Source organism: Agrobacterium sp. Ap1, assembly GCF_017313375.1.
GTDB classification, from domain to species: Bacteria; Pseudomonadota; Alphaproteobacteria; order Rhizobiales; family Rhizobiaceae; genus Neorhizobium; species Neorhizobium cellulosilyticum.
This window is the reverse complement of sequence record NZ_JAFLMY010000001.1, coordinates 393,179-409,071: the sequence shown is the minus strand read 5'-3', so window position 1 is coordinate 409,071 and position 15,893 is coordinate 393,179. Positions and strand designations below refer to the sequence as shown.

14 protein-coding genes are annotated in these 15,893 nt (G+C 59.0%); 9 read left to right on the top strand and 5 right to left on the bottom strand.

Annotated features, from left to right (window positions below):
- Nucleotides 1-92 precede the first annotated feature (92 nt).
- From JZX87_RS01990 to JZX87_RS01970, 5 genes are all read left to right on the top strand, one after another.
- Nucleotides 93-1,616, top strand: coding sequence for an ABC transporter substrate-binding protein (locus JZX87_RS01990; protein ID WP_206823354.1), 1,524 nt, complete (start codon nucleotides 93-95; stop codon nucleotides 1,614-1,616).
- Between the two features lie 382 nt (nucleotides 1,617-1,998).
- A complete protein-coding gene (locus tag JZX87_RS01985; protein ID WP_206823351.1) occupies nucleotides 1,999-2,946 on the top strand; it encodes an ABC transporter permease in 948 nt (315 codons plus the stop codon).
- Nucleotides 2,946-3,770, top strand: a complete 825-nt coding sequence (locus JZX87_RS01980; RefSeq protein ID WP_206823349.1) for an ABC transporter permease — start codon at nucleotides 2,946-2,948, stop codon at nucleotides 3,768-3,770. The genes JZX87_RS01985 and JZX87_RS01980 overlap by 1 nt, the downstream gene beginning before the upstream one ends.
- Nucleotides 3,771-3,890: 120 nt before the next feature.
- The gene (locus tag JZX87_RS31190; RefSeq protein WP_286194042.1) at nucleotides 3,891-4,445 is read left to right on the top strand and encodes an ElaB/YgaM/YqjD family protein; all 555 of its coding nucleotides are present in this window, start codon (nucleotides 3,891-3,893) and stop codon (nucleotides 4,443-4,445) included.
- A gap of 6 nt (nucleotides 4,446-4,451) precedes the next feature.
- The gene (locus tag JZX87_RS01970) at nucleotides 4,452-4,901 is read left to right on the top strand and encodes a hypothetical protein (protein ID WP_206823348.1); all 450 of its coding nucleotides are present in this window, start codon (nucleotides 4,452-4,454) and stop codon (nucleotides 4,899-4,901) included.
- Nucleotides 4,902-5,229: 328 nt separating this feature from the next.
- Here the strand turns inward: JZX87_RS01970 and JZX87_RS01965 are convergent, their stop codons facing one another.
- A complete protein-coding gene (locus tag JZX87_RS01965) occupies nucleotides 5,230-5,811 on the bottom strand; it encodes an RNA polymerase sigma factor (protein WP_148143172.1) in 582 nt (193 codons plus the stop codon).
- Nucleotides 5,808-6,002: a NepR family anti-sigma factor gene (locus tag JZX87_RS01960; protein WP_148143174.1), complete on the bottom strand. Its 195-nt coding sequence runs from the start codon at nucleotides 6,000-6,002 to the stop codon at nucleotides 5,808-5,810. Before JZX87_RS01960 ends, JZX87_RS01965 begins: the two co-directional genes overlap by 4 nt.
- Nucleotides 6,003-6,167: 165 nt before the next feature.
- Between JZX87_RS01960 and JZX87_RS01955 the strand changes: the two genes are divergently transcribed.
- Entirely contained in the window at nucleotides 6,168-6,962 is a 795-nt protein-coding gene (locus tag JZX87_RS01955; RefSeq protein ID WP_148143644.1) for a response regulator, read from the top strand.
- Nucleotides 6,963-7,344: 382 nt separating this feature from the next.
- Nucleotides 7,345-8,286, top strand: a complete 942-nt coding sequence (locus JZX87_RS01950; RefSeq protein WP_183820971.1) for a sensor histidine kinase — start codon at nucleotides 7,345-7,347, stop codon at nucleotides 8,284-8,286.
- Between the two features lie 405 nt (nucleotides 8,287-8,691).
- Here JZX87_RS01950 and JZX87_RS01945 read toward each other — a convergent pair whose 3' ends face one another.
- The 3 genes from JZX87_RS01945 to JZX87_RS01935 form a co-directional block, all read right to left on the bottom strand.
- Complete coding sequence (locus tag JZX87_RS01945) at nucleotides 8,692-9,618, bottom strand: ABC transporter permease (RefSeq protein WP_206823346.1); 927 nt, start codon at nucleotides 9,616-9,618, stop codon at nucleotides 8,692-8,694.
- A complete protein-coding gene (locus JZX87_RS01940) occupies nucleotides 9,611-10,621 on the bottom strand; it encodes an ABC transporter permease (protein WP_206823341.1) in 1,011 nt (336 codons plus the stop codon). The genes JZX87_RS01945 and JZX87_RS01940 overlap by 8 nt, the downstream gene beginning before the upstream one ends.
- Nucleotides 10,622-10,799: 178 nt before the next feature.
- Complete coding sequence (locus JZX87_RS01935) at nucleotides 10,800-12,509, bottom strand: peptide ABC transporter substrate-binding protein (protein ID WP_206823338.1); 1,710 nt, start codon at nucleotides 12,507-12,509, stop codon at nucleotides 10,800-10,802.
- Nucleotides 12,510-12,834: 325 nt separating this feature from the next.
- On the opposite strand from JZX87_RS01935, the gene JZX87_RS01930 reads away from it, so the two are divergent.
- On the top strand, nucleotides 12,835-13,998 hold the full coding sequence (locus tag JZX87_RS01930; RefSeq protein WP_206823330.1) for a M20 aminoacylase family protein: 1,164 nt from the start codon (nucleotides 12,835-12,837) through the stop codon (nucleotides 13,996-13,998).
- Between the two features lie 36 nt (nucleotides 13,999-14,034).
- On the top strand, nucleotides 14,035-15,882 hold the full coding sequence (locus JZX87_RS01925; protein ID WP_206823328.1) for an ABC transporter ATP-binding protein: 1,848 nt from the start codon (nucleotides 14,035-14,037) through the stop codon (nucleotides 15,880-15,882).
- Nucleotides 15,883-15,893 lie beyond the last annotated feature (11 nt).

Sequence of the window (15,893 nt, the reverse complement as noted above, 5' to 3'; positions counted from 1 at the left end):
AAGGTCGCGAATGAGCATTGTGTGCAGTTGCGAAATGCCCTTAGACTGCATTTAACAAAGCTGCAGGCAGCGAATAACGGGGAGCTTATACGATGCAGACGATTTTCTCCTGGTCTCAGGTCTCTCGGCGTGGCGTGATGGGGCTGGCGCTTGGCGCTGGCATCGTCTTGGCGGCACCCTATGCGCAGGCCGCACCCAAGACTGCCGCAACGATCGGCATGACGGTGGAGCCGGGCGGTCTCGATCCGACGATTGGCGCGCAGGTGATGATCGGCCAGGTGACCTGGCAGAACATCTTCGAAGGCCTGACGACGATCGACAAGGCGGGCAAGGTGCAGCCGCAGCTTGCCGAGAGCTGGGACGTTTCGCCAGATGGCAAGACCTATACGTTCAAGCTGCGGCAGGGCGTGAAATTCCACAATGGCGTGGCCTTTGACAGTTCTGTCGCCAAGTTCACGCTCGACCGCGCCCGCGGCGCTGATAGCGTCAATCCGCAGAAGCGTTATTTCACCTCGATCGACACGATCGAGACGCCTGATGCCGCGACGCTGGTCCTGAAACTCAAGCAGCCGACCGGCAGCCTGCTCTACTGGTTCGGATGGCCGGCGGCCGTGATGGTGGAGCCATCGACTGCTGCTGATAACAAGACCAATCCGGTCGGAACCGGGCCTTTTGTTTTCAGCAGCTGGGCCAAGGGCACGAAAGTCGATCTGAAGAAGAATGCCGGTTACTGGAACAAGGATGTTTCGGTGAAGCTGGAGACGGCTTCCTTCCGTTTCATCAACGACCCGCAGGCGCAGTCGGCCGCGTTGACGGCAGGCGATGTCGATGCTTTTCCTGAATTCGGTGCGCCGGAACTGGTTTCCTCCTTCGAGGGCAGCGACAAGCTGGCGACGGTGATCGGTAATACCGAGCTCAAGGTCGTGGCGGGCATGAACAATTCCCGCAAGCCTTTCTCCGATAAAAAGGTCCGCCAGGCGCTGATGATGGCGGTCGACCGGGCGATGGTGGTGGAGGGTGCATGGTCGGGCCTCGGCACGCCGATCGGCAGCCATTACACGCCCAACGACCGTGGCTACAAGGATCTTACCGGCGTCTATCCTTATGATGTCGAAAAGGCCAAGGCGCTTCTGGCGGAAGCGGGTTACCCGAACGGTTTCTCCTTCACCATGAAGGCACCGCAGATGGCCTACGCGCAGCGCTCGTCGCAGATCCTTCAGGCGCTGTTTGCCGAAATCGGCGTGACGATGAATATCGAAACCACCGAGTTTCCGGCGAAATGGGTGGCTGATGTGCTGAAGGCCGCCGATTACGACATGACCATCGTTGCCCATGCGGAACCGATGGATATCGATATCTACGCGCGCGACCCGTATTACTTCAATTACAAGAACCCGGAATTCAACGCCATCCTCGCCAAGGTCGAGGCAAGCACCGATGCTAGCGAGCAGGACAAGCTTTATGGCGAAGCGCAGACCATTCTCGCCAATGATGTGCCCGCACTGTTTCTGTTCGTGATGCCCAAGCTCGGGATATGGAACAAGAAGCTGAAGGGATTGTGGGAGAATGAACCGATCCCGTCGAATGTGCTGACCGAGGTGTTTTGGGAAGAGTGAGGGGGTTGGTGTGGCATAACGGGGCGGCATTCCGATCTCCCCCCTTGTGGGGGAGATTCCCGGCAGGGCAGAGGGGGGCTGTCGCGGCAAACTCATCCATCTCTGATTATCCCATGGCGGGCGGCGGCGTTTCACCCCCCTCTGTCACTTGCGTGACATCTCCCCCACAGGGGGGGAGATCAGTTGGAGATCGTTGCTCCTGCCTCGTTTCTCTCTCATCGCAACGCTTATCGATCATCCCCCAGAGGGCCGCACAAAAATCCAGTAACGCTGCGCCTGTGATGCTAAAAAGCCTCTTCACGCGAAGGACTTCGCGTAGCTGGATTCCTGTGACATACCGTGGGCAAAGCCCTAAGGGCACAGGAATGAGGGATGCCAATCCATGATCTCCATCCTCATCCGTCGCATTGTCAGCCTGATCGTCACGCTGCTCGTCGTCTCGCTATTGATCTTCACCGTCATGAACCTTCTGCCGGGTGATCCGGCGGCGATCATGCTCGGGACTTCGGCGACGCCGGAGACGCTTTCGGCGCTCAGGACACAGATGGGTCTGGATGAACCGCTCGTCGTTCGATATCTCGCCTGGCTTGTCGGTGTTCTGCAGGGGGATCTCGGGCAGTCCTATACTTATGGCGTGCCGGTTGCGGGGCTGATTGTCGAGCGGTTGGCGGTGACGCTGCCCTTAGCCCTGATGGCAGTGGTGATGTCGGTTGCGATTGCGGTGCCGCTCGGCGTGGCGGCGGCGCGGCGGCATAATGGATTGTTCGATTATCTTGCTGGCGCCTTTTCCTATATTTCCATCGCGGTGCCGGCCTTCTGGGTGGGGTTGCTGCTGATCATTGCGTTTTCGACCAAGCTTGGCTGGATGCCCGCCGGCGGGTTTCCGGGCTGGGATGCGGGGCTTGGGATGGGACTTGCCGCATTGCTGATGCCGGCCATTGCACTGGCGCTGCCGCAGGCGGGTGTGCTGACGCGGGTGGCGCGCAGCGCGGTGCTGGACGTGATGGGCGAGGATTTCGTTCGTACCGCCCGAGCCAAGGGTTTGAGCGACAAGGCGGCGGTCTGGCGGCATGCGCTGCCGAATGCGCTGATCCCGGTCGTGACCATGATCGGGTTGCAGTTCACTTTCCTGATCGCAGGCGCGGTGCTGGTGGAAAACGTTTTTAACCTGCCGGGCCTGGGGCGGCTGGCACTGCAGGCTTTGTCGCAGCGCGATATCATCGTGATGCAGGACGTAGTGCTGTTCTTTTCCGCGCTCGTGATCGTGATGAATTTCCTCGTCGATCTCGCCTATCTGGTGATCGACCCGAGACTGCGGGTGGCGACGTGATGGCCGGGATCTTTCGTCGTCCCGTGCTGCTGATCGGGCTTGTCGTGACGCTGGCGCTTGTCGGCGTGGCGCTTCTTTCGCTCGTCTGGACGCCGTCCTTGCCGTCGAAGATGAATATCGTGCAGCGGTTGAAGCCACCGCTCGGGCCGGGTGGGTTGCTCGGTACGGATCAGTTCGGCCGCGATGTCGTCTCGATGCTGATGGTGGGAGCGTGGAATTCGCTCTCGACCTCGTTCCTGGCCGTTGCGATCGGTGCGACGGTCGGGTCTGCGGTCGGTGTTATCGTGGCGATGCAGCGGGGGTGGCTGGAGCTGATCGTGATGCGCGGTTGCGACATCATCTTTGCGGTTCCGCCGATTCTGTCGGCGATGATGCTCGGCGCCTTTCTCGGCTCGGGGCGGTTTACGGCGATCATCGCGATCGCGGTATTCATGGTACCTGTCTTCGCGCGGCTGACGCTTGCCGGGGCGAAGCAGATCTGGGCGCGGGATTATGTGACGGCGGCGGTCGGGATCGGCCGGTCGAAGGCGAAGATCACGCTGGTGCATATCCTGCCGAATATTTCCAACCAGATAATCGTACAGGTGACGATCCAGCTCGGTCTGGCAATTTTGACAGAGGCCGGGCTCTCGTTTCTGGGGCTTGGCATGCCGCCGCCGGCGCCGACCTGGGGGCGGATGCTCGCAGACAGCCAGACGTTTTTCGGCCAGGCGCCGTGGCTTGCCATCCTGCCGGGCATGGCAATCGCGGTAGCCGTTCTAGGCCTGAACATGCTCGGAGACGGGCTACGCGACGTGCTCGATCCGAAAGCCAACGCGGGCTGAGACTTTCTCAGTTTTTGCCGTTCATGATTGGAACAAACGCACACCTCTGACGTTGTTCGCGTGCAGTCATTGGCATGCAGGTTTTGTCTTGCCTTGAACCATGGGTAGGGGAGTTATCGATTGAACGACGTTGCAGAAAAGCCAAAGGCGACGAGATCGCGTAGAAAGCTATCCGCCCAGCCGGCTGAGGCATCCGCCACCGTGACTTCGTCCAAGGCCGCGCCGAAGCGTGCGGCTAACGCTCCCGAAAAGACGAGAGCAAATCGTGCCTCGCGCAAAACCAAGGCATTGCCCGCAGCCAAAACGAACGTGATCAAACAGGAGACCGTCATGCCAGCATCGACCTCGACGACGACGACCGAATTTCCGCGCACCGGTTCTGCAGCTTCGACCAAGGATATCGAACTGCAGCTGGAGCAGCTGCGTGAAGATATCGCGGCGCTGGCAAAGACAGTTGCAGCTGTCGGCAACGAAAAGGCTTCTGAGATGAAGAGCAAGGCGAAGCGTGCCGCAGCCGACGCGAGTGATGCATCCTACCAGATCGCCGAGGCCGCAAAGAACCAGGCGTTGACCTGGGAGCGTGATCTCGAAGGCCAGATTCGTGCCAATCCGATCCAGTCGGTTGCGATTGCGGCCGGCGTCGGTTTCCTGTTTGCGCTCCTCTCGCGCCGCTGATCCTCGATGCTGACAGCACTGGGGCCGCTGATCGCATCCTTCATCGCAATGGATGTGGCAGCGATGAAACGAAAGATCAGGCGCAACGCGATCCTTTACGGGATCGCGGCTGCGTTTTTGTGGACCGCCTACGGTTTGCTCGTGGCTGCACTCGCCATTCATCTCGGTGAACGATGGGGGCTTCCTATTGCGATGCTGGTCATTGCTGGCGGCATGATCGTCATGGCACTGTTCATCATTGCCATCGTGATGATGCTCAACGCTGCCGAGGAGCGGCGCAAGAGGCGTGAGGCGGCTGCCAACAGTCAGCGGGCTCTTGCGATGACCGCGGCTGTTTCGGCGTTGCCGCTTCTGATGAAGTCGAAACCGTTGATGCTGCTTGCCGTTGCCGGGGGGCTTGGTTTCCTTGCGACGAAGGGTGGCGGGTCGAGGCAGGGGCCACCGGCAGCGGAGTAAGGTTTTCGCAGGGTTTGTGAGATGAAAGGCCGCTCGGAAATTTCGGGCGGCCTTTTGTTTTGGGTGATGGTTTCGGCAGGGGGGAGTTTGCGGCTTGCCTGGAGTTTACCCGCTTGCCCCTCATCCTAACCCTCTCCCCGCTTGCGGAGTGAGGGTGATATGCAGCGTTCGAGAGCGGTGGAGAAGCTTTGCTACGTATGTCCTTCTCCCCGTCTGCGGGGAGAAGGTTTCGGCAGGCGGATCAGGTGCAATTGTCGCCGCAAGAAGGCCGGTAGAAAAAGAAAAGGCCGCTCGGGGCGGCCTTTCTTAGATACTTGGTGGCAGGCTTTTAGCTGCCGAACGCTCTTGCAGTGATTGCGGCATCACCCGCATCCGGGCCGTAGTCGCTTTCGCCGGAAACGCCGAGCAGTTCCTGCAGACGGGTGCGGGCGCGCGAGACGCGGCTCTTGATCGTGCCGACGGCGCAGCCGCAGATTTCAGCGGCTTCCTCATAGGCAAAACCGGCAGCGCCAACGAGCACGATTGCTTCGCGCTGGTCTTCCGGAAGCTTGTCGAGCGCCTGGCGGAAGTCCTGAAGGTCGAGACGGCCATATTGTTCGGGGTGAACGGAAAAACGTTCGGAAAACAACCCGTCACTGTCCTGCACTTCGCGGCCACGCTTGCGCATCTGGCTGTAGAATTCATTGCGAAGGATGGTGAACAGCCACGCACGCATGTTGGTGCCTGCCGTGAAGCTTTTCTGGTTCGCCCAGGCCTTCATGATCGTATCCTGAACGAGGTCGTCCGCCTTGTCGTGGCGACCGGTCAGGGACACGGCAAAGGCACGCAGGTTGGGTAGCGACGCGAGCAGGTCTCGCTTGAAGACGCGGTCATCCGCATCTGCCTTGGTGGATTCAGCCTGTGCGCTCATTTTGCATCCACCGCCTTGGCGTTTGTCTTTTGAGCGTTTTCAGCAGCTTCCAACCGTTCGAGGAGATCGAGAAAGCGATCCGGAATGCCTTCTTCCTGCACGGCATCATAAAACTCCTTCAACTTCCGCGAGATGGAAGCATTCGGAGCTATGGTTCCTGGCTTGATTTGTGAGGTTTCGGCTGTGGTCATATCATGATTTTTTCTGATCTCGTCACTCATAACGCGGGCGCCTGCTATCAAATTGTCGGGTGGAAAATGCCCGAGTTTAAAAAAAGTTCCGTCTTGCGGAACTTATTTTGCATCGCCACGTTAAACTCAAGTCAATTGCCCAACAGGGTCCAGGGGAGAATTTGCATGTCACTCACCACGCGCGTTGCGTCACACCTTCCTTACCTGCGTCGGTATGCCCGAGCGGTAACCGGATCGCAGACGTCAGGAGACGCTTATGTGGCCGCCGTTCTTGAAGCGCTGATCGCCGATGTTTCCATCTTTCCGGAAAGCTCAAAGGATCGCGTTTCGCTTTATAAACTATTCGTCGCGATTTTTGGTTCCACATCCATAGAGATTAGGCCGATCGAATCCCCGTTCGCGTGGGAACAGCGTGCGGCTGTCAATCTATCGAACATTCCTTCCCAGGCACGTCATGCTTTCCTGCTGATTTCCGTCGAGGGCTTTACGCCTGAGGAAGCTGCAGAGGTGCTGGATGTCAGTGTAGCTGAAGTCAACAAGCTGCTCGACGAAGCGTCCCGCGAAATCTCGCGACAGGTGGCGACCGATATCATGATCATCGAGGACGAGCCGCTGATCGCGCTCGACATTGAACAGATGGTTCAGGATCTCGGCCACCGCGTGACAGGAATTGCCCGCACCCACAAAGAGGCGGTGTCGCTTTTCCAGTCTTCGCAGCCGAAGATGGTGCTTGCCGATATCCAGCTGGCCGATGGCAGTTCTGGCATCGACGCGGTCAACGAGATTCTCAAGACGTCCAGCGTGCCGGTCATTTTCATCACGGCCTTCCCAGAACGGCTGCTGACCGGCGAACGGCCTGAGCCTGCCTTCCTCGTTACCAAGCCGTTCAATCCGGATATGGTGAAAGCATTGATCAGCCAGGCGCTGTTCTTCAACGAGGCGGTGAAGGCGGCTGCGTGAGCGGCTCGATCTTTTGATCTTTATGCTTCAGGAACAAAATTATCAGGATAGTGTTGTGGCAAGTCGGCTCACGCGGCATGGCACCCCTTGTTTTAGTTGTCCTGTGCCTATTCTTAATGATGGTCTGACATTGCAGGTTCCGGTGCTTTAGGCACCGGACCAGCGCGTACGAAGTAAAGGCACCTGTCCGTCTTCATCACGCGAAGCATTTGGACATGTTCGATTGCCGTGGCAGCCGGGCGGTCCTAAGAGAGAAACACGAGCATCTGGCGCTGCCATTGGGGCGTCACAGGATGAAGCGGTAGATGGAGTGGCAAGATTGGCGCATCCGCTGACATGGCAGCACGCTGGTCAGAGTGATGACAAGCTGCGGGAATTTTTCATGCCCGCGCTCATCGACCTTGGCGCGAGTATCATTATTCAGAACAAGGCGCTGGACTATCTCTACTTCGCCAATTTACCCGAGGTATGGGCTCCTGAAGATATTCTGAGCCCTTCGGATGCCGCGCTCTTCGGTGATGAAGTTGCAGCAAAGCTGCTCATCCTAAAACAAGGCATGGCGGAAAGCGGCAAAAAAGGGCACATCGAGGTTACTGTCGGTTCCGACCAGATCTTCGAATTTCGCGTTCAGGCAGTAGAGTTCCAATCCGGTGGGCTGCATCTCGTGACGACGATCATCGATCGTTCGGAAGAACGGCATCGCGAGAGGCTGTTGCGCGCGTTGTTGCGCGAGGTGAGCCATCGCTCGAAGAACCTGCTCGCGATTATCCAGAGTATCGCGCTGCAAACAGCGCGTTATTCCGGCTCGCTCGATCTCTTCCTCCATAAGTTCCGGGGCCGGCTTTATTCGCTTTCGCAAAGCCAGGACCTGATCACCGATTCCAGCTGGCGTGGCGCCTATCTGTTCGATCTGGTGCGGCAACAGACGGAGAAATATATGCCGGACAACCGGCATATGGTGAAAATCTCCGGCGACAATGTGCTGCTTTCGCCCAATGCCTCGCTGCATCTGGGGCTGGCGCTGCATGAGCTGGTCGTCAATGCCGTGAGCCACGGTTCGATGTTGCGCAACGGAAAGCCGATCGACATCACTTCGACGCGGGTGAATGCCGACGGACATGATTACCTTGAGCTAAACTGGGAAGAGATGTTGAGCGGCTCCAACGATCGGGATGCCACGGAGGAAGGGCTGAAGGCTCATTTCGGCAGCACGGTTCTGGAGCGTGTCGTGCCAGCTTCCGTCAACGGCAAGGCTCAATATGTGATCTCCAGTCAGGGCATCAGCTACAAGCTGCGTTTTCCGCTCGATCACGGCGGCGAGTGACGCCGGGCCAATTTCAAGAGATCTACCGGGAGTAGTCAAACGGGAGCATCGCTCTGAAGCGCGTCGCGATCTTTCAGATTCGCTTGCCGCACTTTATCTCTTTGTTTTTAAGCATGTCTCCCGAAACCGGTGACCACTTTCGGGAGACATGCTGTAAGCGAAGGCATGTCGCCAAAACAGATCCGGCTCGGTTTCCTTGGGAAACCGAGCCGGCTCGTCTCTTCGAGGGGGATTGAAGAGTTTGTCCGAAAGCTTTTGTAGGGCGGGGGACGGGGGGTCGCCTTCGGACACTCGAATAACGGACGACGAAAAAGAAGGTTCCAACTTTTTCACGAAAAATTCTGCATCTTCATAACAGCCAACGGCGGCTTGCGCCGCCGTCTGCTGTTTGAGGCATCGACTTTCTCAACGCTTGACGGCGCGGGGATCCAGCGCGTCGCGGATCGCGTCGCCCATGTAGTTGACGCTCAGAACCGTCAGAGAGATGGCAAGGCCCGGCCAGAGCACGCGCGAGGGCGTTAGCTGCAGAAAGTTCGCGCCATCGAACAGCAGCCGGCCCCAGGTCGGAAAGTCCGATGGGAAGCCGAGGCCAAGGAAGGAGAGCGACGATTCCGTGATGATGGCCGAGGCGATGCCGAGCGTTGCCGAAACCATGATCGAGGAGAGCACGTTCGGGAGAATATGCTTCAGCACGATGCGATATTCGCGCATGCCGCTTGATTTTGCCGCCAGCACGAATTCCTGGCTTTTGACCGCCAGCACGTCGCCGCGGACGATACGGGCGGTGTGCATCCAGCTGGTAATGCCGATGACGACAACGATCAGGATGAAGATGCCGGTTTCGGGGCCGAAGGCAGAGCGCAGCGTGTCGCGGAACAGAAGCAGGATGACCAGCAGAAGCGGCAGGAGCGGCAGCGCCAGAAACAGGTCTGTCAGGCGCATCAGCGGCCCGTCGAGGCGACGGAAATAGCCCGACAGGACGCCGACCAGCGTGCCGAGGAAAAGCGCCAGCAGCATGGCGGTGATGCCGACCGCAAGCGAGATGCGGCCGCCGGCCAGGACCTGGGCCAGCATGTCCTTGCCGAGATTGTCGGTGCCGAAGGGATGCGCCAGAGACGGCCATTGGTTCTTGTCGCGAATGTTGATCTGGTTCGGCGCGACGCGGTGGATATAGGGCCCGACATAGACGGCGAGCACGATGAAGGTGAAGACGACGAGGCCGGCAACGCCACCCTTGTGGGCGCGGAACTGTTTCCAGATGTCGGCGAATGCCGAACGTGAAGGGGTGGAGGCCGCCACCGGTGCAGAGGAGGTCACGGTTGCGTCAGTCATAGCGGATCCTCGGGTCGAGAATGCCGTAAAGCACGTCGGCAATCAGGTTGAAGAGGACGATCAGCACCGCGAAAATGAAGGTGAGCGTCTGCACGAGCGGGATATCCGCGCCCTGAACGGCGGTTATCAGCAACTGGCCAAGCCCATTCACGCGAAAAATCTGTTCGGTAATGATGGCGCCGGAAAAGATGGTCGGCACGCCGAGGGCGATGACGGTGACGACCGGAATGAGGCTGTTGCGCAGTACGTGGACGAGCAGCACGGCCTTTTCCTTCACGCCCTTGGCGCGGGCGGTGCGGACATAATCCTGATGCAGGTTGTCGAGCATCGAGGCGCGGACGAAACGGGCGATCTGCGAGGCGTTATAGAGCGACAGAACGGCGACCGGCAGAACCATCTGCTTTACCTGCGCAACGAAGCTGGAAAAGTCCGTGACCCGCAGGTTGGTATCGTAGACCGAAGGAAACCACTGCAGATAGGAAGAAAAAATGACCACCAGCAGCACGCCGGTGAAAAAGGTCGGGACCGAATAACCGACCATCGAGATGAAGGTGCCGACCTGGTCGAAGATCGAATACTGCTTGTAGGCCGAAATGACACCGATCGGGATGGCGATCAGGATGCCGAAGACATAGGCGAGGCCGACGACCCAAAGCGTCTGCGGCAGGCGCTGGACGATAAGATCGACAACCGGGCTGCGCGTTGCCCATGACAGGACGCGCATGCGTTCGCCATCGCCAAACTGCCAGCCGGTGAGGCTTTCAATGATGTTGAGCGGCTCGTTGATGAAAAACTGCCGTAGCCAGGCCAGATATCGGAAGAAGAAGGGCTGATCGAGACCCAGTGAGGCGCGGATCTGCTCGCGCACTTCCGGCGGGATCGTCAGCGGCAGGTCGCCGGTCGGATCGTTCGGAGCCAGGTCGAGAAGTGCGAAAATGACGAAGCTGATTACCAGCAAGGTCGGGATTGCGAAGAACAATCGTCGCAATGTGAATGTGAACATCTGGAATTTTCTCCGGCTGCACATCCTTAAGGCCTGGCTGCGGACGACCGACGGCACGGGCTATGGGGCGCAGAATTATCTATGCTGGCAAACCTGCCCCGCCGGAGGGCAGGGCGGGCTTTGATCTTCTCGCAGAAGGACAAGGCCGGGCGGATCTCGGGCCGCCCGGCCTTGCGGATCACTTCTTGCGATACCAGTCAGCGACGTTCCAGAGCTGGCTGTCCCAGGAGTTCATCCTGACGCCATCCAGCGAAACGGCGAAAGCGGAGAGGTCGCCGCGGTGGACGAGCGGGATATGAGCGCCTTCTTCCGTCAGCATGTCGTTCAGCTGCTTCGCAAGCTCGGCGCGCTTTTCCGGGTCTGCGGTCTTGGAAAGGACGCCGACCATCTTGTCATATTCCGGGTTGCAATAACGCGGAATGTTCTGACCCTGCCAGCCGTTGGACGGGCCGGGCATCTGGTTGCACAGCCATTCCGCCAGATACTTTTCCGGGTCGGTGCCGTCGAAGTTGTTGGTGTACATCTCGACGTCGGCGTAGAATTTCTGGAACGTGTCCGGGCTTGCCGGGTCGCCGCCGAAGAAGACCGATGCCGAGGCGTTGCGCAGTTCAGCGCCGACACCGATTTCGGCCCACATGGACTTTACCAGTTCCTGGGTCGCCTGACGTACCGAGTTGGTCGAGGTGGAATAAAGGAAGTTGAGCTTGACGCCTTCCTTGGCGCGGATGCCATCCGAACCCTTTACCCAGCCTGCATCGTCGAGCAGCTTGTTGGCGGCTTCGAGGTCCTGCTTCAGGCACCAGCTGTCATTCTTGGTGGAAGCAACGGCTTCCGGGGCCGGAACGATATTGCAGGTGGCCTTGCCGGCAGCGCCGTAACCGGCCTCTACGATGATATCGCGGTCAATCGCGAGCGAAAGGGCGCGGCGCACCGCCGGGTCTTTCAGCGCCGGATGCGGACCTGCTTCCGTGGTGGAGCGCTTGTCGCCGAGAGCCGGATCGGGATTGGTCCAGTTGAGATTGATGCGTTCGACATTGGTGCCGAAAGCCGATTCAAGCCGGCCCTTGCCTGCGGCCAGCATCGTCTGCAGCACTTCCGGCTCGACCATGGTGTTCCAGGCATAGTCATATTCGCCGGTTTCCAGCACGGCGCGCGCGGCGGAGGCCGCATCACCACCACCCTTGAGGGTGACCGAGGCGAAAGCGGGCTTGGCCGGATCCCGGTAGTTCGGATTGGCCTTGAAGGTGATCACGTCGTTGGGCTTGAAATCTGCGACGACGAAAGCGCCGGTGCCGATCGGGCCGAAATTGGCAGCGGTGCAGCCGGGCGCCTTGGCACCGACGCAATCGGCAAACTGCTTGGCCTGGATGATCGGCGACTGAGAGCCGACAAAGGCGGAATAGGGGTAGGGTTTCGGTTCGGTGAAGGTGACCTTGACGGTGTGCGGGTCTATCGCTTCGACGTCCTTGACACCTTCATACTGTGCCTTCTGGGCGCAGCCGCCGTCCGGCGCCGTGCAGTATTTCCAGGTGAAGATCACGTCTTCGGCGGTGAAGGGAGAGCCGTCCGACCATTTGACGTCAGGCTTCAGCTTCCAGGTCAGGCTCAGCAGGTCCTTGGCCAGGCCGCCGTTTTCCAGCGTCGGGATCTCGGTTGCAAGATAAGCAACCAGCTTTCCATTCTCGTCGGTGCGGGCCAGAGGCTCGATGACCATCGAAGACGCGAAGACTTCTTTCGTGCCGCCGGACAGGAACGGGTTCATGGTGGAGACGGCCTGCCAGAACAGGATCTTCAGGTCACCATCCGTGCCGCGCTCGGCATGTGCCGTGGCGCTTGAAAGCGCCATGGCGGCAACCGTGCCGGCCAACAGAAGTTTCAATCTATGCATGCTGCTGTTCCCCTTTGTGGTTCTCTTTGCGAGTTTTGGTGATTGGTGGCGGGCGGTTCCGGTCGGGGCTCCCTGGTTGCGGCTTTTTAGCCTGTCAACCTTCCCGACGGGTGCCAATGATGCTGCCCGCAAGTTCTGTGTTCAGTCTATTTATGACACGTCCATTCCTTCACGTCTGGCGTGTTTGACCAAATTTTGAGCCATCAAAGCACAAGCCTATTTTTCGTTCAAGAGCGAAAATTGAAGCTTGCAAAAGCTTGCATAAGCGTCGCAATATCCGCTTCAACCCGCATGGGAACTTGAGAAAAATCAACGAGGTGCCGGAATGCCAGTGATCAATCGCGTAGCCGAGATGCAGGAACAGGTCGCCGAATGGCGTCGCCATCTGCACCAGAATCCGGAGCTGCTTTACGATGTTCACGAGACATCACGCTTTGTTGCGGAGAAGCTTAACTCCTTCGGTTGCGATGTGGTCGAAACCGGCATCGGCAAGACCGGTGTCGTCGGCATCATCAAGGGTAAACACGGTGATGGACCGGTGATCGGGTTCCGCGCCGACATGGATGCGTTGCCGATCTTTGAGACCTCTGGCAAGCCGTGGGCATCGAAGACGCCGGGCAAGGCGCATTCATGCGGCCATGACGGCCACACGGCCATGCTTCTCGGGGCTGCCCAGTATCTGGCCGAGACGCGCAACTTCAAGGGATCAGTTGCGGTGATCTTCCAGCCGGCCGAAGAGGGCGGCGCTGGAGCGCTGGCGATGATTGAAGACGGTTTCATCGACAAGTTCGGCATCAACGAAGTCTACGGCATGCATAACGAGCCGCGGCTTGCCGTGGGTAATTTCGCCATCCGCAAGGGCGGCATCATGGCGGCGGCCGACGTGTTCGAGATCACCGTCAACGGCCGTGGCAGCCATGCCGCACAGCCGCATAACTCTATCGATCCGGTGCTTGCCGCATCGCATATCGTGATTGCGCTGCAGTCGATCGTTTCGCGCGAAACCGACCCGTTGAAGTCGCTGGTTGTCACTGTTGCAGCGATCCATGGCGGGGAAGCAAACAATGTCATTCCCGATACGGTGAAGCTTGTCGGCACTGTGCGAACACTGTTGCCGGAGACACGCGATTTTGCCCAGAAGCGCCTGACGGCTGTGGCGGAAATGACTGCGACCGTACATGGCGCTACTACCGATGTTGTCTATCGCCGCGGGTATCCGGTCACTTTCAACCACGAAGCGGAAACCGAATTTGCGATCGGTATCGCCGGCAAGGTAGCCGGTCCGAAAGCGGTCAACGGCGAGGTCAATCCGCATATGGGCGCGGAGGATTTTTCCTACATGCTGGAACAGCGTCCCGGTGCATTCATCTTCATCGGCAATGGCGATACGGCGAGCCTGCATAATGCAGCCTACGACTTCAATGACGAGGCGATCCCCTATGGCGTCAGCTATTGGGTGACGTTGGCGGAAACCGCGCTCGCGGCCTGATCCGGGCAAGTTCATCGAGATAAAAAGGGGAACCCGATGCTGCTTTCCGGAAATGACATGGAACATGGGGGCGGCTCCGTCGCTCCCGTCCTTTCGGTGAAAAACCTCTCGACCTCGTTTCGAGTCGGCGACGAGTGGAAGACCGTAGTGCGCAACATCTCGTTCGATGTCGCGCCGCGGGAAACGGTGGCGATCGTCGGCGAAAGCGGGTCGGGCAAATCGGTGACGTCGCTGTCGATCATGCGGCTGTTGCCGAAGAAGACGAGCAGGATCGAGGGACAGGTGTTCCTGCAGGGCAAGGAACTGGTATCCCTGCCGGAAGAGCAGATGCGGCGGGTGCGCGGCAACGATATCTCGATGATCTTCCAGGAGCCGATGACATCGCTCAATCCGATCTTCCCGATCGGAAAGCAGATCGCCGAGGCGCTGACGGTTCACACGGATATTTCCAAGGCAGAGGCGAAAGCCGAAGTCATACGGCTTCTGGAGAAGGTTCGGATTCCGAACGCCAAGGGCCGTTTCGACGAATATCCGCACCAGTTTTCCGGCGGCATGCGCCAGCGCGTGATGATTGCCATGGCGCTTGCGTCGAAGCCGAAACTCCTGATCGCAGACGAGCCGACGACGGCGCTCGACGTGACGATCCAGGGGCAGATCCTCGACCTGATTAAGCAGCTGCAGGACGAGGAGGGCATGTCGGTTCTGTTCATCACCCATGACATGGGCGTGGTGGCGGAAGTGGCCGACCGGACGATCGTGATGTTCCGTGGCGACCAGGTGGAGACGGGTGCGACCGCCGATATCTTTCATCGCGGCAAGCATCCGTATACGCGGGCGCTGCTTTCGGCTGTGCCACGGCTGGGGTCGATGGGCGAGCGCAAACTGCCGCTGCGGTTTCCGATCATCGACGTCAAGACCGGTGAACAGCAGAAGCTCGCCGACGTCACCGACACGGTGGCGAAGGGTAAGACGCCGATCCTCGAAGTTCGTGACCTGACAACGCGTTTCGACATCCATTCAGGTCTGCTCGGTCGCAAAACCGGTGCCGTGCATGCAGTGGAAAACGTGTCTTTCAGCCTGCAGGAGGGCGAGACGCTGTCGCTTGTCGGAGAATCCGGTTGCGGAAAGTCGACGACCGGTCGTTCGGTAACGCGGTTGATCAACCCGACAAGCGGCAATGTCGTGCTTGATGGCTATGAAGTGATGAAGCTCGATCAGCCTTCGCTTCGCCGCATGCGCCGGTCGGTTCAGATGATCTTTCAGGATCCGTTCGCATCGCTCAATCCGCGCATGAGCATCGGGTCTGCGGTGATGGAGCCGTTTGTCGAGCATGCCCTCGGCACGAAGGCCCAGGCGCGTGACAAGGCGGCGGCGCTGATGGAAAAGGTCGGATTGTCAGCTGACATGATGAAACGTTTTCCGCACGAGTTTTCCGGCGGCCAGCGGCAGCGTATCGCGATTGCGCGTGCGCTGATGCTCGATCCGAAAGTGATTGTCGCGGACGAGGCGGTATCGGCGCTCGACGTCTCGATCAAAGCGCAGGTGTGCAATCTTCTGCTCGACCTGCAGCAAAGCCTGAAGCTCGCCTATCTGTTCATTTCCCACGACATGGCTGTGGTCGAGCGAGTGAGCCACCGAGTGGCGGTGATGTATCTCGGCGAGATTGTTGAGATAGGGCCGCGGGCTGCTGTGTTCGAAAACCCGCAGCATCCTTATACGAAAAAGCTGATGTCGGCGGTTCCCGTGCCGGACCCTGCACGCCGGTCGATCAAGCGCAACATGGCGACCGACGAGATCAAGAGCCCCGTGCGCTCGGTGGATTACGTGCCGCCGGTGCGGCAATACCGTGAGGTCTCCGAGGGGCATATCGTGCAGGTGGCATAAAAGGAAGGATG

What these genes read in the sequence shown, in the direction of transcription:
- JZX87_RS01955 (WP_148143644.1), top strand. Translation starts at nt 6,168, where the DNA reads ATGTCACTCACCACGCGCGTTGCGTCACACCTTCCTTACCTGCGTCGG.
- JZX87_RS01980 (WP_206823349.1), top strand. Translation starts at nt 2,946, where the DNA reads ATGGCCGGGATCTTTCGTCGTCCCGTGCTGCTGATCGGGCTTGTCGTG.
- JZX87_RS01925 (WP_206823328.1), top strand. Translation starts at nt 14,035, where the DNA reads ATGCTGCTTTCCGGAAATGACATGGAACATGGGGGCGGCTCCGTCGCT.
- JZX87_RS01930 (WP_206823330.1), top strand. Translation starts at nt 12,835, where the DNA reads ATGCCAGTGATCAATCGCGTAGCCGAGATGCAGGAACAGGTCGCCGAA.
- JZX87_RS01960 (WP_148143174.1), bottom strand. Translation starts at nt 6,002, where the DNA reads ATGACCACAGCCGAAACCTCACAAATCAAGCCAGGAACCATAGCTCCG.
- JZX87_RS01935 (WP_206823338.1), bottom strand. Translation starts at nt 12,509, where the DNA reads ATGCATAGATTGAAACTTCTGTTGGCCGGCACGGTTGCCGCCATGGCG.
- JZX87_RS01965 (WP_148143172.1), bottom strand. Translation starts at nt 5,811, where the DNA reads ATGAGCGCACAGGCTGAATCCACCAAGGCAGATGCGGATGACCGCGTC.
- JZX87_RS01940 (WP_206823341.1), bottom strand. Translation starts at nt 10,621, where the DNA reads ATGTTCACATTCACATTGCGACGATTGTTCTTCGCAATCCCGACCTTG.
- JZX87_RS01970 (WP_206823348.1), top strand. Translation starts at nt 4,452, where the DNA reads ATGCTGACAGCACTGGGGCCGCTGATCGCATCCTTCATCGCAATGGAT.
- JZX87_RS01945 (WP_206823346.1), bottom strand. Translation starts at nt 9,618, where the DNA reads ATGACTGACGCAACCGTGACCTCCTCTGCACCGGTGGCGGCCTCCACC.
- JZX87_RS01985 (WP_206823351.1), top strand. Translation starts at nt 1,999, where the DNA reads ATGATCTCCATCCTCATCCGTCGCATTGTCAGCCTGATCGTCACGCTG.
- JZX87_RS01950 (WP_183820971.1), top strand. Translation starts at nt 7,345, where the DNA reads ATGCCCGCGCTCATCGACCTTGGCGCGAGTATCATTATTCAGAACAAG.
- JZX87_RS01990 (WP_206823354.1), top strand. Translation starts at nt 93, where the DNA reads ATGCAGACGATTTTCTCCTGGTCTCAGGTCTCTCGGCGTGGCGTGATG.